The sequence below is a fragment of the Microbispora sp. NPDC004025 genome (genome assembly GCF_053604425.1).
In genome coordinates, this window is sequence record NZ_JBSGHN010000001.1 from 1 (window position 1) to 18,186 (window position 18,186).

19 protein-coding genes and 2 rRNA genes are annotated in these 18,186 nt (G+C 70.6%); 12 read left to right on the forward strand and 9 right to left on the reverse strand.

Translation table 11 applies throughout. The annotated features are described in order from the left end of the window. The 3 genes from ACWEQG_RS00005 to ACWEQG_RS00015 form a co-directional block, all read left to right on the forward strand. Window positions 1-93 (forward strand): 23S ribosomal RNA (locus tag ACWEQG_RS00005); the annotation flags it as partial. Between the two features lie 93 nt (window positions 94-186). Next, window positions 187-303, forward strand: a 5S ribosomal RNA gene (rrf, locus tag ACWEQG_RS00010). Between the two features lie 197 nt (window positions 304-500). Further along, entirely contained in the window at window positions 501-1,151 is a 651-nt protein-coding gene (locus tag ACWEQG_RS00015) for a formylglycine-generating enzyme family protein (RefSeq protein ID WP_452281635.1), read from the forward strand. 101 nt (window positions 1,152-1,252) lie between these two features. Here ACWEQG_RS00015 and ACWEQG_RS00020 read toward each other — a convergent pair whose 3' ends face one another. Then, complete coding sequence (locus ACWEQG_RS00020; protein ID WP_452280459.1) at window positions 1,253-1,741, reverse strand: Lrp/AsnC family transcriptional regulator; 489 nt, start codon at window positions 1,739-1,741, stop codon at window positions 1,253-1,255. A gap of 131 nt (window positions 1,742-1,872) precedes the next feature. On the opposite strand from ACWEQG_RS00020, the gene ACWEQG_RS00025 reads away from it, so the two are divergent. Next, entirely contained in the window at window positions 1,873-2,763 is an 891-nt protein-coding gene (locus tag ACWEQG_RS00025; RefSeq protein ID WP_452280460.1) for a phenylalanine 4-monooxygenase, read from the forward strand. Between the two features lie 70 nt (window positions 2,764-2,833). Here the strand turns inward: ACWEQG_RS00025 and ACWEQG_RS00030 are convergent, their stop codons facing one another. The 4 genes from ACWEQG_RS00030 to ACWEQG_RS00045 all read right to left on the reverse strand — a co-directional run bounded on the left by ACWEQG_RS00030 (window position 2,834) and on the right by ACWEQG_RS00045 (window position 7,244). After that, entirely contained in the window at window positions 2,834-4,303 is a 1,470-nt protein-coding gene (locus ACWEQG_RS00030; protein ID WP_452280461.1) for a phosphodiester glycosidase family protein, read from the reverse strand. A 148-nt stretch (window positions 4,304-4,451) separates the two neighbouring features. Next, window positions 4,452-4,655, reverse strand: coding sequence for a hypothetical protein (locus ACWEQG_RS00035; protein ID WP_169988936.1), 204 nt, complete (start codon window positions 4,653-4,655; stop codon window positions 4,452-4,454). A 200-nt stretch (window positions 4,656-4,855) separates the two neighbouring features. Then, window positions 4,856-6,466, reverse strand: coding sequence for a PucR family transcriptional regulator (locus ACWEQG_RS00040; protein ID WP_452280462.1), 1,611 nt, complete (start codon window positions 6,464-6,466; stop codon window positions 4,856-4,858). A 67-nt stretch (window positions 6,467-6,533) separates the two neighbouring features. Beyond that, on the reverse strand, window positions 6,534-7,244 hold the full coding sequence (locus ACWEQG_RS00045; RefSeq protein WP_452280463.1) for a TetR/AcrR family transcriptional regulator C-terminal domain-containing protein: 711 nt from the start codon (window positions 7,242-7,244) through the stop codon (window positions 6,534-6,536). 83 nt (window positions 7,245-7,327) lie between these two features. Here ACWEQG_RS00045 and ACWEQG_RS00050 point away from each other — a divergent pair, with 83 nt between their 5' ends. From ACWEQG_RS00050 to ACWEQG_RS00065, 4 genes are all read left to right on the forward strand, one after another. Then, the gene (locus tag ACWEQG_RS00050; protein WP_452280464.1) at window positions 7,328-8,797 is read left to right on the forward strand and encodes an MFS transporter; all 1,470 of its coding nucleotides are present in this window, start codon (window positions 7,328-7,330) and stop codon (window positions 8,795-8,797) included. A 70-nt stretch (window positions 8,798-8,867) separates the two neighbouring features. Further along, window positions 8,868-10,163, forward strand: coding sequence for an aspartate aminotransferase family protein (locus ACWEQG_RS00055; protein ID WP_452280465.1), 1,296 nt, complete (start codon window positions 8,868-8,870; stop codon window positions 10,161-10,163). Then, window positions 10,150-11,643 carry a CoA-acylating methylmalonate-semialdehyde dehydrogenase gene (locus ACWEQG_RS00060; protein ID WP_452280466.1) on the forward strand — a complete coding sequence of 498 codons (1,494 nt, stop codon included), beginning with the start codon at window positions 10,150-10,152 and terminating at the stop codon, window positions 11,641-11,643. The genes ACWEQG_RS00055 and ACWEQG_RS00060 overlap by 14 nt, the downstream gene beginning before the upstream one ends. A gap of 74 nt (window positions 11,644-11,717) precedes the next feature. Beyond that, on the forward strand, window positions 11,718-12,911 hold the full coding sequence (locus ACWEQG_RS00065; RefSeq protein ID WP_452280467.1) for an extracellular solute-binding protein: 1,194 nt from the start codon (window positions 11,718-11,720) through the stop codon (window positions 12,909-12,911). Window positions 12,912-12,949: 38 nt separating this feature from the next. Here ACWEQG_RS00065 and ACWEQG_RS00070 read toward each other — a convergent pair whose 3' ends face one another. Then, on the reverse strand, window positions 12,950-13,531 hold the full coding sequence (locus ACWEQG_RS00070) for a hypothetical protein (RefSeq protein ID WP_452280468.1): 582 nt from the start codon (window positions 13,529-13,531) through the stop codon (window positions 12,950-12,952). Window positions 13,532-13,618: 87 nt separating this feature from the next. Here ACWEQG_RS00070 and ACWEQG_RS00075 point away from each other — a divergent pair, with 87 nt between their 5' ends. After that, window positions 13,619-14,209, forward strand: coding sequence for a TetR/AcrR family transcriptional regulator (locus ACWEQG_RS00075; protein ID WP_452280469.1), 591 nt, complete (start codon window positions 13,619-13,621; stop codon window positions 14,207-14,209). A 174-nt stretch (window positions 14,210-14,383) separates the two neighbouring features. Here the strand turns inward: ACWEQG_RS00075 and ACWEQG_RS00080 are convergent, their stop codons facing one another. Then, window positions 14,384-15,190 (reverse strand): hypothetical protein, encoded by an 807-nt coding sequence (locus ACWEQG_RS00080; protein WP_452280470.1) that lies wholly within the window; start codon window positions 15,188-15,190, stop codon window positions 14,384-14,386. 159 nt (window positions 15,191-15,349) lie between these two features. Between ACWEQG_RS00080 and ACWEQG_RS00085 the strand changes: the two genes are divergently transcribed. The 3 genes from ACWEQG_RS00085 (at window position 15,350) to ACWEQG_RS00095 (ending at window position 16,237) form a co-directional block, all read left to right on the forward strand. After that, complete coding sequence (locus ACWEQG_RS00085; protein WP_452280471.1) at window positions 15,350-15,502, forward strand: hypothetical protein; 153 nt, start codon at window positions 15,350-15,352, stop codon at window positions 15,500-15,502. Window positions 15,503-15,899: 397 nt separating this feature from the next. Next, the gene (locus tag ACWEQG_RS00090) at window positions 15,900-16,055 is read left to right on the forward strand and encodes a hypothetical protein (RefSeq protein WP_363468232.1); all 156 of its coding nucleotides are present in this window, start codon (window positions 15,900-15,902) and stop codon (window positions 16,053-16,055) included. Next, the gene (locus tag ACWEQG_RS00095; protein ID WP_357039304.1) at window positions 16,052-16,237 is read left to right on the forward strand and encodes a hypothetical protein; all 186 of its coding nucleotides are present in this window, start codon (window positions 16,052-16,054) and stop codon (window positions 16,235-16,237) included. Before ACWEQG_RS00090 ends, ACWEQG_RS00095 begins: the two co-directional genes overlap by 4 nt. 95 nt (window positions 16,238-16,332) lie before the next feature. On the opposite strand, the gene ACWEQG_RS00100 is transcribed toward ACWEQG_RS00095, so the two are convergent. Beyond that, window positions 16,333-16,581, reverse strand: coding sequence for a hypothetical protein (locus ACWEQG_RS00100; protein ID WP_183535616.1), 249 nt, complete (start codon window positions 16,579-16,581; stop codon window positions 16,333-16,335). A 170-nt stretch (window positions 16,582-16,751) separates the two neighbouring features. Next, entirely contained in the window at window positions 16,752-18,101 is a 1,350-nt protein-coding gene (gabT, locus tag ACWEQG_RS00105; protein WP_452280472.1) for a 4-aminobutyrate--2-oxoglutarate transaminase, read from the reverse strand. Between the last annotated feature and the right edge of the window lie 85 nt (window positions 18,102-18,186).

Genomic DNA, 18,186 nt, shown 5'->3' on the forward strand with positions numbered 1-18,186 from the left:
GGCCCCCTAGAGATGATGGGGTTGATAGGCCGGAAGTGGAAGCGCAGTAATGTGTGGAGCTGACCGGTACTAATAGGCCGAGGACTTGACCATGAAACCCGCCCTGCTTGGTGCGGGGTGTGGTGCTCGCGTTCACTATGTGATCTCAGAGACAGCAACCAGTTGTGGTTGTGTGTTTCATGGGGTTACGGCGGTCATAGCGGCAGGGAAACACCCGGTTACTTTCCGAACCCGGAAGTTAAGCCTGCCAGCGCCGATGGTACTGCACCGGGGACGGTGTGGGAGAGTAGGACACCGCCGGACAATCTTTGAAAAAGGGGTCACCCCGCATGGGGTGGCCCCTTTTTTGTTTTCATGCTCCGGCTGCCCTGGTGGCAGGCCCCCGCCCCCGGACGTCGCAGCAGGCGAGCACTGCTGCCCGGGCGGCTGCAGCGACGGCGAAGGGCAGGACCCCAACGGTGAGTCGTGAATCGTCGCCGGCTGAGGTGACCATGGAGCAAATGATCCGCGTCCCCGCAGGGAGGATTCTCCTCCGGGATGAGGGGACGCGGACGAGCTGGGTGGGCGTGGTCGGGGATTTCCTTTTGGCGCCCTTTCCGGTGACCCGGGAGCTGTATCGATCCGTCACCGGTGAGGCCGCGGTGGACGCGGCGGGACCGCATACGCCGATCACCGAGGTCTCCTGGATCGACGCCGTCCGGTTCTGCAATCGCCTCTCAGAAGTCATGGGGCTGACGCCCTGCTATGCCATCGGAGACGACCCCAACGCGCAGGACGTGGTCTGCGACTGGGACGCGGACGGATACCGCCTGCCGTCCGAGGCGGAGTGGGAGTACGCCTGCCGGGCCGGCACGACCGGGGTTCGGTACGGAGAGCTCGACGAGATCGCCTGGTACAGGGAGAACTCCGCCGGGCGAGTGCACGACGTCGGGACCAGGAAGCCGAACGCGTGGGGCCTGTACGACATGATCGGCAACGTGTGGGAATGGTGCTGGGACGTCTACGACGCGAGTGTCTACGGGCCCTACCGGGTTTTCCGCGGTGGAGGAGCACATGATCTGCCCCGGGCATGCCGGGCCTCGTGCCGCCGCAAGAGCCACCCGACCTTGCGCATCGACGACCTCGGCTTCCGCGTCGCGCGATCCGTCTGAGCCGCGGTTCGTCTGAGCCGCGGTTCGTCTGAGCCGCGGATCGCCCGAGCTGCTGAGCGCCCGAGCCGGCGACCGCGACCAAACGCCGGCGCCCGCGCGATTCAGGCCGGCGTGCGCGGTGGTTCAGACGGTGCGACCGCGGCCTCCAGCAAGGGCTCGATGCGGAAGGGGATCTGGGTCGACAGGGCGATCGTCGTGTCGGTGCGCTGGATGGCGGGGGAGGCGAGGATCCGGGCGATGATCTCCTGAAGATGCGGGGTGCTGCGGGCGACCACGCGGCACAGCAGGTCGGCCTGGCCGCTGGTGCCGTAGACCTCGAGGATCTCCGGGATGCCGTCCAGCCACCGCACGGCCTCGGTCAGCTTGCCCTGAGCGATCTGCAGGGAAGCGAAGGCCAGGATGGGGTAGCCGATCTGCTCCGTCGTGATCGTCGGGCCGAAGTCGCCGATGACGCCGCGGGCGGTCAGCTTGTCCAGCCGCGACTGCACGGTGCCGCGGGCGACGCCGAGCAGGCGGGCCAGTTCGGTGAGCCCGATCCGGGGGTTGGCCCGCATGGTGGTCAGCAGGCGGCTGTCGAGCGCGTCGAGCATGCGCCGAGGGTACGCCCCGACTGAGCGGATCGACCAGTGTGCCCGCCCGAATACACGCTGATTTGAGCATTTCGCACACCTCAACTGGTCACTCTTGCCAGCCAACCGCTTACTTGCTGTCATATCGGAGTATGTTCGAAGAAGCGCAGTATTTCGCTCCGGTGGCGACGAAGGAAGACGGATCCGTCGTCGTCGAGCTGGCCACGAGCCACCCCGGCTTCGCGGACGCCGTCTACCGTCAGCGCCGCAACGCGATCGCGGCGCTGGCGCTGGTGCACAAGCCGGGTGACCCCATCCCGATGGCCGAGTACACCGACGAGGAGCACCATGTGTGGGCACTCGTCACCAAGGAACTGGCGATCAAGCATCAGAAGTACGCGGTGCGGGAGTTCCTCGACGCGGCGGCGCGGCTCGGCCTGCCGGAGGACCGCATCCCGCAGCTGCAGGAGGTCGGCGACCTGCTGGAGCCGCTGACGGGTTTCCGCTATCTGCCCGCGGCCGGGCTGGTCCCGCTCCGCGAGTTCTACGGTGTCCTGGCCGACGGCCTGTTCCACTCCACCCAGTACATCCGGCACCACTCCGTGCCGTTCTACACCCCTGAGCCGGACGTCATCCACGAGGTGATCGGGCACGCCAACACGCTGGCCTCGCCCCGGTTCGCCGCGCTGTACCGAGCCGCCGGCCGGGCGGCGCGCCGGATGGAGACCGACGAGGCGCTGGAGTTCGTGTCCAAGGTGTTCTGGTTCACCCTGGAGTTCGGCGTCATGCGGGAGGACGGCGAACTCAGGGCGTACGGCGCGGGGATTCTCAGCTCGTACGGCGAGATCGAGGAGTTCCGCGGGATGGACATCCGCCCGCTCGACCTCGCCGCGATGGGGACCACCCACTACGACATCACGAAGTATCAGGAGGTCCTCTTCGAGGCGGCCTCGTTCGACCACCTCGAAGACACGGTCGGGACGTTCTGGGACACCTGCGACGACGACTCGATCGCCCGGCTCCTCGCGGGTTCCCCCGCCTGAGCGGGTTCGGCGAGGCGGGTGCCCCGGTCTGGCGCGTACCCCGGTTCGATGCGTCCCTTGCCTATGCGGGCTAGCGCGGGCCGAGGATCAACAGGGCGTCGCCGACTCCCCGCTCGGCGCCGTCGGACGGATGGTTGACCACCTTCTTGCCGAGGACCATGGTGCTCGACCCGCCGCCGTCCAGGTTGACCGCGTCGCGCGCGCCGAGCCAGCGCATGAGCGCGGCCGCCTCGAAGAACGACGCGCCGATCGTGCCGCCGGGCCGGCGGCCGTCGACGACCGCGATGACGAGCTTGCCGTCGCGGGTGACGCCGGCGAGCGTGCGCGGGTGGCGCCGCAGGATCATGTTGGTGTTGGCCATGCCGTCCCGCGACGCGGTGATCGAGGTCCTGCCGTTCCGGACCAGGCCGATCGCGCCGCCGACGATGTTGGTCTCCGGGGTCAGCGGGACGGCCTTGTTCGTCCGCAGGTCGGTGACCCGGGTCGTGACCGTGATGGTCGTGCCCTCGCCCGCGCGCTGCGACAGCCAGTCGGCGGCGGCTCCCACGGCGTGCAGCACGCGGGTGCCGGGTGCCACGGGACCGCCGGACGCGCGGACGGCGGTCACCCTTCCGGAGGCGTCGAGGACCACCTCGATGCCGTCGTCCTGGGGAGTGTCCCGCCCGAGTTCCTCGGTGTACATGACCAGTTCGTCCGGCTTCGGCACCCGGTTGACGCCGGTCACCTCGGCCGTGGTCCCGTCGGCCGCCCGGGCGACCACCGTGGACGACAACTCGGTGACGCGCGCCGTACGGCCCCGCAGGACCAGGCCCACGCGGCCGGCGACGGCCTCGCTGAGCAGCCTGCCGCGGACGACGGAGATGCCGGTGGGGTCGCCGCGGAAGGCGGGCAGCGTGTGGATGTCGAAGAAGCCGCCGTTCACGGCGGCGAGGGCCTTGGCGGCGGACGCCATGGCCGAGACCTTCTCGCGCTTGGCGACGCTCGTGCCCAGCGACGCCTCGTAGGAGCCGCGGAACTTGCGCGGGTCGACGACGATGACCCGCACATCCCAGGGACCGGTGGTGACGAAGCCGTCGTCGCCCTGGAAGTCGACCTTCGCGCTCACCCCGGCCTCCTTGAGCTGCTTGACGACCTCGGCGGCCGCGGCCTTCTGGTCCAGCGGCCAGCTGCCCACCCGCACCATGAAGTAGTCGCCGGCGGGGTGGTCGGCGACGGCGGGCCTGGTGAACTTGACGATGACGGGTTCGAGGCCCGCCGCCTGCACGGCCGTCGCCTGGGCCTGCGCCTTGGCCTCGGACATGAAGTCCTTGCCCGCCATGACGACGCTGACCGTGTATCCGTCCTGCGGCTTGCCGTGCCTGAGGGTGAAGTAGCTGACGCCGGGGGCCAGGCTCTTGGCCGCCGACTTCGGGATCCCGGGCTCACCGAGGGGGAAGCTCGTCGTCGGCAGTCCGGCGACGGGCTCGGCGGTGGCCGGTGCCGAAGAGATGGTCGTCGTCAGGGCCAGCGCGGCGGCCCCGACGATCAGGCGGCGTTTCATGCGATCGCTCCCGCTCGGTGATCCTTGCGGGACTATCGTGGCGACGATTGCGTACGGAGACGACGGAAACGCGCTAAAGCGCATGAAATTCCCAGACGACTTCGGTAATTCTCGCATGTCGAATCGGACATTCATGCACATAAGCGCACTAAGGGGTGTTGGCGTCGATTTCCCGTGCCCGCTGCACGAACTCCTGCGCGGACCGGGCCTCGATGTGGACGAGCAGTCCGTCCCGCCGCCGGGACATGCCCCAGTAGTGCGTGGTGGCCTCGCCCCACCAGATGGTCCATTTGGGGAAACGCGCGGACAGGGCCCGTACCACGACCGTCGGGCTGATTTTGGGTTCGCTCATCGTGGGCACGTTTCGAGGTAAGCACGATTCACCCCGTGAGCGCGAGCATGCGAAAAGTAGTCAGGGGCGATAGACCTTACACCCGGGACGACATACGTACTTTCTGGGTGTCAGCAAGTCCGCGAGGAGCTGCCCAGCGAACGCCTTAACGGGTCAAATCGTCTGCCCCGGTCGTCGAGTACGCCGTGCGGGGAGCTCGCTCAGGTGGTCTCCCGGCGGAAGGTCTCCAGAGCCAGCAGCGCGACGTGCAGCGACAGGCACGACTCGACGTCGTCGAGGTCGGTGTCGAGGACGCGTTCGAGCCGCCGCAGGCGGTCGTAGAAGGCGGGGCGGGACAGATGGGCCTTCTGCGCGGCCACCGCCTTGTTGCGTCCCGCGTCGAGATAGACGCGCAGGATCCTCGTCAGGTCGCCGTGCCGCTGAGCGTCGTGAGCCAGCAGGGCCCCCAGCTCGCGCTCGGCGAAGGTCTGCAACCGGGCGTCGTCGCGCAGTAGGTGCAGCAGGCCGCGCAGCCGCAGGTCGGGCAGCCGGTAGAACGGCCGGCCGTCGGGCTGGCGCACGGCCACCTCCGCCACCTGCTCGGCCTCCAGGAAACTCCGCCGTACGTCCTTGATGGACTCGACGACCGAACCGGCGGCCAGCACGAACGGCGTGGCGAAGTTCGCCCGCAGGCGCTCGGCCAGCGATTCGAGCGCCGTCTCCGCGGCCATGCGGGGCGGCAGCGGCAGCAGCACTCCGACGCGGTTCTGGTCCAGCGCCCCGACGAGTGCGGGCAGCTTGGCCTCGCGGCAGGCGGCGGCGCCGGCCTCGGCGAGCTCGCCCAGCCTGGCCTGCTCGCCCAGCGCGGTGCCGGCGGGCGCGGTCAGCCGGATGACGGCGCTCACGAGCCTGCGGCCGGTGAGCGGGACGCCGACGGCGCGGGCGCGGGCGGCGGCCTCGTCGGGGTCGGCGTACGCGTGGGTGAGGATGCCGGTCAGTATGGTCCCGTGCGCCTGCCGCTCCAGGGACTCCTGGTGCCGCTCCAGCAGGCGGCTGAGCGCGAGCGTCGTCGCCGCGCGCTCGGCCAGCACGATGTCGCGAGGGCTGGGCGGGCCGTCGCAGAGCAGGATGAGCCGCCCCCAGTCCTGGCCGCGGGCGCCGACCATGGTCACCAGCCACCCCGCGGCGGCGTCGTAGGCGGTCCGCTCGGCCGGCATCACCCCACGCGACCTGGTCTCCCAGTTGGCCAGCACGGTTCCGGTGTCGCCGCCGGCGGCGTCGCACGCCAGGACCTGGTGGGCGAGGTTCTCCAGCAGCGCCGGGCGGCCGGAGAACCGGGTGACCTGGTTGAGCACCTCCGCCGGGGACGCGCCCTCGACCGACAGCTCGGTGAACACCTCGTGCAGTTGCTCGGAGGCCCGCAGCTCCTGGAGCTGGATGTCGATGATCCGTGCGTGGACCGACTCGGTGATCTGCACGAAGGGCGTCTCGCGGGCCAGCGTGATCAGGGGCAGCCCGTGCTCCTCCGCGGCCTTCACCACCGCCCTAGGCAGCTCGCGGACGAACCTGCGGCCGAGCTCCACGATCAGGCCCGAGGCGCCGACCGCGGCCAGCTCGCAGATGTAGTCGGCCAGCTTGTCGGGTTCGCTCGGCAGCGCCACACCGGTCGTGAGGACCAGCTCGCCGCCGCGTAACAGGTGGGCGATGTCGTGCACCTCGCCCACGTGGACCCATCGGACCCTGGTGTCGAGCCGGTCGCCGCCCGCCACCACCCGGGGGCTGCCACGCCGGACGGTGTCCAGCGCGAGCACGTCGGCGACCGTGGGGAGCATGCTCAGAGGCTACCTGATCATTATGTAAGGATGACCCCCCAGTAGCTGACACACTGAGAGCCGGCTCTCAGTGCAGGCGCGTGCCGAGACCGTCCAGAAGGGCCGTCAGCCCGAAGTCGAAGCTGAGCCGCCGCGCGATCGCGGGATCGAAGCTCTTGCCCACGTATGTCTGGTAGCGCTCGCGCAGTCGCGGGCGCTCCGACGCCAGCTTCTCCAGCACGGGCGCGATGGCCTGCTGCATCTCCAGGTGGTCGGTGCCGGCCTCGACCGCCGCCCTCGACCAGGCCACCTCGGGCACGGTGGCTCCGAGCGTGAAGGCGACGACCGCGGCCACCGCGTAGTCCCCGTCCATGCCTCCGAACCCCGCCTCGGCGAAGGCGGCCATCAGGTTGTCGGCCGCGGCGAGGGCGTTGGGCCCCAGCGCGGGCAGCGCGCCGATCAGGCTCGCGCTCCACGGATGCTCCAGGATCGCGCCGCGCAGGCCGTACGCGAAGGCGGTGGCCGCCTGCCGCCATCCGGCGTCGTCCGGCACGCTGACCATGCCGTAGACCTCGTCCATGGCGAGTTCGAGCAGCTCGTCCTTGTTCGCCACGTGCCAGTAGAGGCTGGTCGCCCCCGCGCCGAGCCGGGCGCCGAGCTTGCGCATGCTGAGCGCGTCGAGGCCCTCGGCGTCGAGCAGCTCCACGGCCGCGCGGACGATCTGGTCACGACTGAGGCCCTGCTCGCGCGCACCCTTGCGCTCGCGGGTCCAGACCGAGGAGAACGGCTTCGCTGACACGGCCTCACAATATTCGCTCGCACGGTGTTCGATTCAGTCGTACAGTGTCCGACAGTACTCGCACACTGTTCGAGGTGACCTTCATGTCTCATCCCCGACGCTGGTGGATCCTCGGCGTCCTCTGTCTGAGCCTGCTGACCCTGGTGGTGGACAACACCGTCCTCAACCTGGCGATCCCGTCGCTCATGCGCGACCTGGGCGCCACGCCGTCCGACGTGCAGTGGATCATCGACGCGTACGTGCTGGTGTTCGCGGGCCTGCTGCTCACCGCGGGCAGCCTGTCCGACCGGTACGGCAGGCGGCGGATGCTCGTGATCGGCCTGGCGTTCTTCGGCGGGGCCTCGCTGGCGGCCACGCTCGCCACCGAGCCCTGGCAGCTCATCGCCGCCCGCGCGCTGATGGGCGTCGGCGGCTCCTGCGTGATGCCGTCGACCCTGTCGATCCTGATCACGGTGTTCGACGAGAGCGAGCGGCGCAAGGCGATCGCCGCCTGGAGCTCGGTCGCCATGGTCGGCGTCATCGCCGGGCCGACGATCGGCGGGTTCCTGCTCCAGCACTACTACTGGGGGTCGGTCTTCCTGCTCAACGTGCCGATCGCGGTGCTGGCGATCGTCGCGGCCTTCGCGCTCATGCCCGAGACGTACGGCGAGACGCGGCGGGCCGACCCGCTCGGCGTGATCCTGTCCACCGCCGGGATGGGCGGGCTGGTCTGGGCCGTCATCTCGGCGCCCGGCGGGCACTTCAACCCCCTGACCGTGGCGCTCTCGGCGGCCGCGCTGCTGGCGTTCGTGCTGTGGGAGCGCCGCACCGCCCATCCCATGCTGCCGCTCGGCCTGTTCCGCGACCGCTCGTTCAGCGGCGCGTGCTTCTCCATCGTGCTGCTGTCGTTCGGCGCGGGCGCGCTGATGCTGGCCATCACGCAGTATCTGCAGTTCGTCCTCGGCTACGACCCGCTGAAGGCCGGTTTCGCGCTGCTGCCGTACGTGGTGGCCGCCATGGTGTTCAACGGCCTGGGCGCGGCGCTCGGCAAGAAGGTGAGCAACCGGACGCTCATCGTCACCGGCCTGGTCGTCATGGCCGCCGGGTTCGTGCTGCTGTCCACGCTCACCGGCGGGTACGGCACGCTGATCGCCGGCCTGATGGTCATGGGGGTGGGCGGCGGCCTGGCCGGTCCCGCGTCGTACGCCACGCTGATGGGGGCGGTGCCGCCCGAGCGCGCCGGGGTCGGCTCCGCGCTCAACGACACGGTGCAGCAGGTGGGCATGGCGCTCAGTGTGGCCGTCCTCGGCAGCGTGCTCGCCGGCGCGTACACCGCGGCCATGCCGGAGTCGGCGCCGCCGGCGGCGCGCGAGTCGATCGGCGTCGCGGTGAACCTCGGCGACGCCGCCGTGGCCGCCGCCGGACGCGAGGCGTTCGTGTCGGCGATGTCCGTCGGCTCGTGGGTGGGCGCGGGCTGCTCGCTCGCGGCGGCCCTGGTCGCGCTGCTGGTCCTGCGCGGGAAGGCCGCGGGAACGGCTCCCGCGCGGGAGACCGGGGCGCCCACCACTGTGTAAGGGAAGTTCGCGGTATCCCAGACAGGCTGACGGGTGAGCCGGTCACCCGTCAGCCGGGATACTTCAGAGCATGTCGGACCTTCTCGCACGCCATCGCGCGGTCATGCCGAACTGGATGGCCCTGTACTACAACGAGCCCATCGAGATCGTCGGCGGCAAGGGGAACCGCGTCGTCGACGCGAACGGGAAGAGCTATCTCGACTTCTTCGCCGGGATCCTCACCAACATGATCGGGTACGACGTGGCCGAGGTGCGGGAGGCCGTCGAGCGCCAGCTCGCCACCGGTGTCGTCCACACCTCGACGCTGTACCTCATCCGCGGCCAGGTCGAGCTGGCCGAGAAGATCGCCCGCCTGTCCGGCATCCCGGACGCCAAGGTCTTCTTCACCAACTCCGGCACCGAGGCCAACGAGACCGCCCTGCTGCTGGCCACCTACGCCCGCGGGTCCGACCAGGTGCTCGCCATGCGGCAGAGCTACCACGGCCGGTCCTTCGGCGCGGTCAGCGTGACCTCCAACCGGTCCTGGAAGAACAACTCGCTGTCGCCGCTCAACGTGCACTTCCTGCACGGCGCCGACAAGCATCTGGCGCAGTTCCGCGGCATGTCGGACGCCGACTACATCGCCGCCTGCGTGGACGACCTGCGTCACGTGCTCGCCACGGCCGTCACCAAGGACGTCGCCGCGCTCATCGCCGAGCCGATCCAGGGCGTCGGCGGGTTCACGATGGCCCCCGACGGGCTGTTCGCGGCGTACAAGGAGGTCCTCGACGAGGAGGGCATCCTGTTCATCTCCGACGAGGTGCAGACCGGCTGGGGCCGTACGGGCTCGGCGTTCTTCGGGATCCAGAACCACGGCGTGACGCCGGACATGATGACCTTCGCCAAGGGGCTCGGCAACGGCTTCGCGGTCGGCGGCGTCGTGGCGCGCGGCGACCTCATGGACGGCCCGCACGCCGCCGGTGTGGCCACGTTCGGCGGCAACCCGATCTCGATGGCGGCGGCCAACGCCACCCTCGACTACGTGCTCGACCACGACCTGCAGGCCAACGCCGCGAGGACCGGCGAGATCATCATCGGCGGGCTGCGCGAGGCGGCGCCCCGGCTGCCCGTCGTCGGCGACGTACGCGGCAAGGGGCTGATGTTCGCCGTCGAACTGGTCGACCCCGCCACCAAGGCGCCCGCTCCGGCGCTCGCCGCCCGCTTCCTGGAGGAGACCAGGAAGCTCGGCCTGCTCGTCGGTAAGGGCGGGTTGTACGGCAACACGCTGCGGATGGCGCCGCCGCTCACCCTCACCGAGGACGAGGCCCGCGAGGGTCTGGGCATCCTCGTCACCGCTCTGGAGGTCGTCAACGATGAAGCGCGTTAACCACTGGATCGACGGCACGCTCGTCGAGGGCGCCGGCCGTACGGCGGAGGTGTTCGACCCCGCCACCGGCGGGGTGAGCGGGCAGGTGTCGCTCGCCTCGGCCGAGGAGGTCGACGCGGCGGTCGAGGCGGCCGCGCGGGCCTTCCCCGCGTGGCGCGACACCTCGCTCACCAAGCGCACCCAGATCCTGTTCCGGTTTCGCGAGCTGCTCGACGCGCACCGCGACGACCTGGCCGCCCTGATCAGCGCCGAGCACGGCAAGGTGCACTCCGACGCGCTCGGCGAGGTGGCCCGCGGACTGGAGGTCGTGGAGTTCGCCTGCGGCATCCCCCATCTGCTCAAGGGCGGCTACTCGGAGAACGTCTCGACCCGGGTCGACTCCTACTCGATCCGCCAGCCGCTCGGCGTGGTGGCGGGCATCACGCCGTTCAACTTCCCGGCGATGGTCCCGATGTGGATGTTCCCCGTGGCCATCGCCTGCGGGAACACCTTCGTGCTCAAGCCCTCCGAGCGCGACCCCTCCGCGTCGCTGCTGCTCGCGGAGCTGTGGCGGCGGGCCGGTCTGCCGGACGGCGTGTTCAACGTCGTCCAGGGCGACAAGGTGGCGGTGGACCGGCTGCTGGAGCACCCGGCCGTACGGGCCGTGTCGTTCGTCGGGTCCACCCCGATCGCGCGGTACGTGTACGAGACCGGCACGGCCCACGGCAAGCGGGTGCAGGCGCTCGGCGGGGCCAAGAACCACATGCTCGTGCTGCCCGACGCGGACCTCGACCTGGTCGCCGACTCCGCCGTCTCGGCGGGCTTCGGCTCGGCGGGGGAGCGGTGCATGGCGATCTCCGTGGTGCTCGCGGTCGACCCGATCGGCGACGAGCTGGTCGAGAAGATCGTGTCGCGGGTGCGGGACCTCGAGATCGGGCCCGGAAACGACCCCGAGTCGCAGATGGGCCCGCTCGTCACCGCCGCCCACCGGGACAAGGTGGCGTCCTACCTCGACCTCGGCGTCGAGGAGGGGGCCAAGCTCGTGGTCGACGGCCGGGAGACCCCGGTGCGCGGCGGCCGGGGGGACGGCTTCTGGCTCGGCCCGACCGTCCTCGACCACGTGCCGCCCAACTCCCGCGTGCACCGCGAGGAGATCTTCGGCCCGGTGCTGTCGATCGTGCGCGTCCGCTCGTACGAGGAGGGCCTGGAGCTGATCAACACCGGCGAGTACGGCAACGGCACGGCCATCTTCACCAACGACGGCGGCGCGGCCCGGCGCTTCCAGAACGAGGTCGAGGTCGGCATGATCGGCGTCAACGTGCCGATCCCGGTGCCGATGGCCTTCTACAGCTTCGGCGGCTGGAAGGCCTCGCTGTTCGGCGACACGCACGTGCACGGCACCGAGGGGGTCCACTTCTACACCAGGGGCAAGGTCGTCACCTCGCGGTGGCTCGATCCCTCCCACGGCGGCGTGAACCTGGGCTTCCCCACCAACGCCTGACGCGGCGGGCGACGCCCCGAGCCGGTGCGGCCCAGTAGGCTCGGGGCGTCCGTCTTCTGTCTTGGGGGTCGTGCGTGCGCCGTACACACCTGGTCGTGACGGTCGCGGCCGCGGGTCTGCTCGCGGCCGCCTGCGGCGGCGGGCCCGCGCCCGAGACGGAGGTGGCGACGCCGGGCACCTCGGCGGCCGCGGCGACCGCGTCCCGCAGCACCGGCCCCGGTCCGTCCTCCGCCGGCCCCACGCCCACCCCCGCCGCGTCCCTCGGGCCGGGCGAGGGGACGCTCAGCGTGGTCGCGATCGACGGGTACGCCGAGTGGGGCGGCGTCGACCCCAAGGTCAGGTGGGTCGGCACGTTCGAGAAGGAGACGGGCTGCAAGGTCAGCCTGCGCTACTACGACCCCCGCCAGGAGGAGAAGCCGGGCGACTTCCCGCCGTCGTCGTTCGACGTGATCTCGGCGACGCCTGAGGTGGGCGGCCGGCTGATGAACGAGGGCAGGGCCGCTCCGCTCAACACCGCTCTGCTGCAGGGCTACGACAAGATCCCCAAGCGGCTGCGGACGCTGCCGTCGGTGACCCGGGACGAGCGGGTGTACGGCGTGCCGTACGTCTGGGCGACCAACGAGGTCCTCTACGACGCCCGCAAGGTCAGTCCCGACGGGCCGGAGTCGCTCTTCGAGGACAAGGGCCCGGTGCTGCTGCGGGACCGCCCGCTGGCGCTCGCCGACGCCGCGCTGGTGCTCAAGGCCCGAGGCGGGGACGCCGGCGCCGACATCAAGGACCCGTTCGACCTAACCGACGACCAGCTCGACGCCGCCGCCGGGCTCGTCACCTCGGATGAGGACGGCCGCCGCGTCTTCTGGCGCGATCCCGTCGAGGTCGTCCAGGCCTTCGCGACCGGGTCCGCGCGGCTCGCGCAGGGCACGCCGTACCACCTGGACGTGCTCAGGCGGGGGCACAAGCCGGTCAGGGCTCTGACGGACCGGCCGGTGACCGGCTGGGCCGACGCGTGGATGATGTCGGCCCAGGCCGCGCATCCGTCGTGCGCGTACAAATGGCTCGACTTCACGATGTCGGCGGACGTGCAGCGCAAGGTGTCCGCCTGGACGGGCCTCGCCCCGGCCAACCCCGCGGCGTGCACCGGCGCGGCCCGCCGGATCTGCCTGGACTACCGCGTCGGCACCTCCCGCGCGTTCCGGGGCGTCTACTTCGCGGTGCGGCCCGAGGCGTACGACAAGTGGGTGGAGCGCTGGTCGCGCGTCGTGTCCTGACGGACGGCGCCCGGCCGGGGCGGCGCACGCGAGGACGGTCAGCGCCCGGTCCCGCCGCTGAGGGATTCGTGCGTCCCGGCGTCCCGGGGCGGGCGCGTGGGGAAGACGGTGCAGGCGACCGGCCAGAACACCAGCCAGACCACCATGACGAACGTCAGGCGGCCGGCCCATGCCAGCAGCGCGGCCGAGCGGTCGAGGTCGCCGATGAGAGCGACGCCGGCCAGCAGCAGCCCGCAGGCGACGGCCCAGCCGATCATGCCCTTGCCCCAGGCGACCCATTCGTACCGGGCCCGCTCCCTGCCGTAACGCTTGCGCCGGTCCGGCGGCGGCCCTCCGGCGAAGCGGTGGGCGAACCTGGCGTCGGCCCACCGCACCAAGTCGTGCCCGAAGGCGACGCTGAACCCCAGGTAGGCCGCGGCCAGCCCGTGCGTGAGCTCCGCCCGGCCGCCGCCGCGAAGGTCGATGACGCTCGCCACGAGGAGGACCAGGTCGACGAGGGGGACGGCGAGCAGCAGCAGGCCGCCGAGCCGCTTCCGGCGCAGGAGGTAGCGGACCGCGAGGCCCGCGACCAGGAGTACCCAGAACGCGACCTCGCAGGCGACGATCAGACCCAACAGCATGCCGGCTCCTTTTTTCGCACGGTGTGCTACGAAGGTTTCTCACACATTGTGCTATAAAAAATCGCGACTCGCGTGGCTGGAGGATCTGTGCCGAAGATCGTGGATCGCCAGATGCGGCGTGAGGAGATCGCCGAGGCGCTGTGGCGGGTCGTGCGCCGGGACGGCGTCGGCGCCGCCACCGTCCGCAGCATCGCCGCGGAGGCCGGTTGGTCCCCGAGCGCGCTGCGGCACTACTTCTCGACCCAGGCGGAGCTGCTCGCCTTCGCGATGGAGCACGTCATCGCGCGGGTCCGCGCGCGCATCGCGAACACCGTCTTCGACGGACCCGTCCGCGTCGCCGTACGCCGCCTGCTCGAGGAGCTGCTGCCCATGGACGCGGAACGGCGCGCGGAGGCCGAGGTCTGGCTGCAGCTGACCGCGCGGGCCCAGGGCGACCCGGTCGCGGCCGCCTGGTTGCGCCACGCGGACGACGGTCTGGTGGAGGCGGCGACCTCGGCCATCGGCGCGCTCGCCGCGGAGGGGGAGCTCGCCGGGCATCGGGACGCCGAGTTCGAGGCGGCGCGGCTGCGCGCCCTCATCGACGGCCTGACCGTGCACGTCCTGGCCCGGCCGGAGTCGATGCCGCCCGAGCGCGTCAGCGCCGTGCTGGCCGCCCACCTGGAGGATCTGGCGACCTGAGGACGCTCCGGGCATCCCATGACGGCGAACGCGAAATCCGCCATTCACGAGAAGTGATCTAATCGCTACCGATAGAAATGACGTGAGAGAAGAGATCCAGGGCGGCGCGGCCCCGGGGTCGCGCCGTCCGCCCCACACGGCGGCGCCGGGCGGGTACGGCCGCCGAACCAGGCGTCACATCAACGACGCGGGCGGATCGCCGGCCAGGAACGGAGGCGGCGGCTGCGACGAATCGACCATGTCGGCCGGCAGCATCCAGCTCTCACCGGGTGGGGCGTGGCTGAGCTGTTCGGATATGCCGTCGAAGGCAGCGGTCGCCAGGTGATGGCCCCTGGCGGCCGCGATACGGAACCAGTAGGCGGCCGTCCAGCCCTCGCCCTTGTCCTGGTGGATGAGCGCCAGCTGGTAGGCGGCTTCCGGATGGCCTCCCGGGTCGGCGGCCATCCGGTAGAAGAACATCGCGACCTCGATCCGGTCGTCACGCTGATAGCTGCGGCCGCAGCGGTAGGCGTAGTCGGCGGCCATCTGGTGCCGGCGTGGATGTGACAGCAACTCCAAGGCGTCGCGGTGGCCGGCTTGGGCGGCCTCCATCAGACGCTGGACGCCCTCCTGGGCGTGTCCGCGCAGCAACGCGGTCACTGCCAGGCTCACTCCGACCTTCACGTCGAACGGGTAGTCCTTCATCAGCCGCACTCCCGTCCGGCCGTATATCTCCAGCATGCGCTGGGCGTGTTCGCCCGGCTGTCCCGTGTCCTCGGCGGGCGGCGGGGGCGCGTCGCCGGCCGCGGGCGCCGACGGGGGCGCGGGCGGCATCGGCTCCCTCACCGGTTCTGTCGACGGCTCTCCCGGCGGCTCGCCGTCGAGGGCGGCGGCAGTCTGGCCGGCCCGGGCGGCGCACCAGCGGGCGTGCCAGTCCATCAGCGTGCCCATCGTCTCGGTCGGCAGCCCGGTCTGCTCCGCCGCGGCGCGACAGGCGGTCACGAACGAGGCCACCCATGGCCAGCTGGGGACCCTTTTCCGCCTTCCGCGCAATATGTCGTGCGTGGTGCTCCTGGCCAGAGGTCGGGGTTGGCGTCCGTTATCGCCAGTACCGCCCGACAATTTCTTCAATTCGGACATCGTGGGAGAGCCTGCCTGGTCGTGCAGCGTTTTCAGCTGCGCGAGGAAGGCGCGGCACGCCGCGACGAGAGCTTCTTCGGTCATCGCCTCAGCCGCAAGAAGAGAGATCCACAAATTACGGAAGCGCTTGCTGATGGTCATGGTGGCATCACGGCGGGACTGATGTTCGCATGATTGGCATATCCCACCTCATCCGGAAATCCTGTCGGGCCTGCCTCGTCGGACAACCCCGGACGGCTCCGAACGTCGCCGGACGATTCCGGACGGCTCCGGATGGGACGGGACGAGGGCGGATGATGTCGACCGGCGTGGGACGGGCTCGGCTACGGGAAGGGTGAATCGGCGGCGGCGGCGCGCGGGCGGCGGCCGTGTGGCGCCCAGATGATCCGGAGTTGTCCGGACAGTGCCGATGCGGTGGCGGCCCCGGTCCGGTCGGGGTCAATGTAGGGCCCGTCCAATCCCCCAAGTGAAAGTCGAGCCCATGTCGCGTGCCGCCCCGAACGCATCCCCGCGCTGCGCCGGCGCACGGCCCGGCGCTCGACCTGACCGGGGTCGGTGTGATGAGCGGCAGTTGCTCATCCTGCTGGTGTCGACCTGGGCGCTGGCCACTGGGCGGATCCCGCCCGACCGGCCTCCCTGCGAGCTGTCCAGCGCGGAACTCATCGAGTTCTGGGCCGACGACCACACCGCCGGCACCCTGAACCCGCTTCAGGAGCGACAGAAATGATCCCTCTGCCACTGCTGGTCCTGCTCGTCTGTGCCGCCCTGGTGGCGGCGATCGCCTGCGCGCTGGCCCTTGCCGCCGGTGCCCCCTGGCCTACCGCGCTGCTCGGCGGCGGCGCCGCGGGGGGCGGCGTGCTGGGCATCCTGCCGCGCCTGCTGGAGGATCGCCGTGACCGCGACGAGTAGGTTCCCGGGTCGTACGCGTTCTCGACCGCCCCGTCCATCAGTCCCGGTACGTCGTCGGCAATCGTCGGCCACGGCCCTCCGCCCGCGGAACGGGGTCAGGACATGGCCGCCCGGGAGCGGCGGGGCAGCGGCACCTTGCCCTCCGGGGCGGGCAGCAGGGCCTCGGCGCAGTCGTCGCACGCGTGGACGGGGGCGTTGTCGGGCAGCATCCCGACCTTGACCCGGGGACGGGGCCACTTCTTGTGGCAGACGACGCAGGCGTCGCCGTCGCGCTGCGTGATGGTGAGGCCGGCAGGGTCGAACGTCAGCATGAGCCGCTCGGCGCCGTTCGGGTTCCAGCCCATCAAAGTCCCCCCTCGATCGCCTATCGGAACCGTTATAACGCGGTTACCCTTCGTGATCGGCGCGAGTCGGGCCAAGCGATGGTTAAATCGAGGCATAACGCAAGCCGTACAACAACAAAAGGGACACCTTGGAACAGACCGGGTGCCCCTTTTGGTGTTGTTTAAACGGTCTACTCCACGTTGAGTGCCTTCTCCAGAATGGAGAGGCCCTCCTCGAGCAGGTGGTCCGGGATGACGAGCGGCGGCAGGAAGCGCAGCACGTTGCCGTACGTCCCGGCGGTGAGCGCGAGCAGGCCCTGCTCGTGGCACCTGCGCGCGATCTCGGCGGCCGGGTAGGGCTCCTTGGTGCCGGGCACCACGAGCTCGACGGCGATCATCGCGCCGCGCCCGCGCACGTCCCCGATGATCGGGTTGCGCTCCTGGATGGCGCGCAGGCGGGGCAGCATGATCTCGCCGATGTGCCGGGCCCGCTCGACGAGCTTGTCCTGCTCGATGGTCTCCAGCACGCCCAGGGCCGCCTCGCAGGCGAGCGGGTTGCCGCCGTACGTGCCTCCGAGGCCGCCGCTGTGGACGTGGTCGAGCAGGTCGGCCCTGCCGGTCACCGCCGCCAGCGGAAGGCCGCCGGCGATGCCCTTGGCGGTGGTGATGATGTCCGGGACGATGCCCTCGTCCTCGCAGGCGAACATGTGGCCGGTGCGGGCGAAGCCCGTCTGCACCTCGTCGGCGATGAACACGATGCCGTTGGCGCGGCAGAACTCCACGATCTTCGGCAGGAAGCCGCGGGCCGGCTCGATGAAGCCGCCCTCGCCCGCGATCGGCTCGATGACCACCGCCGCGACGTTCTCCGCGCCGATCTGCTTGTTGATCATGTCGATCGCCTGCGCCGCGGCCTCCTCGGCGCAGTTGTCCGGGCCGGTCGGCCAGCGGAACGGGTAGGCGAGCGGCACCCGGTACACCTCGGGCGCGAACGGCCCGAACCCGTGCTTGTACGGCATGCTCTTGGCCGTCAGCGTCATCGTCAGCAGCGTGCGGCCGTGGTAGCCGTGGTCGAAGACGACGACCGCCTGCCGCCCGGTGGCGTGCCGGGCGACCTTGACCGCGTTCTCGACGGCCTCCGCGCCGCTGTTTACCAGGAACGTCCGCTTCTCGTGGTCGCCGGGCGTGAGCTCGTTGAGCTTCTCGCACACCGCGACGTACGACTCGTACGGGGCGACCATGAAGCAGGTGTGCGTGAAGTCGGCGACCTGCTTCTGGACGCGCTCGACGACCCGGGGGGCGGCGTTGCCGACGTTGGTCACGGCGATGCCGGAGCCGAAGTCGATCAGCGAGTTGCCGTCCGCGTCGACGATCACACCGCCGCCCGCGTGGGTCACGAAGACGGGCAGCGTGGTGCCGATGCCCGGGGGCACGGCGGACTGCTTGCGCGCGAACAGCTCGCGGGACCGCGGGCCGGGGATCTCGGTGACGAGGCGGCGCTCCTGGGGGAGCTGCGGGCCGCCGTGCGTGGTGGCAGTGCTCATATCTGAGACCGTACGACCGCCGCCGCCACCTGCCGATATGCCGCTATGTCAGAATGTAGGCGTACTTTTGGCCGGTAAGGACAAG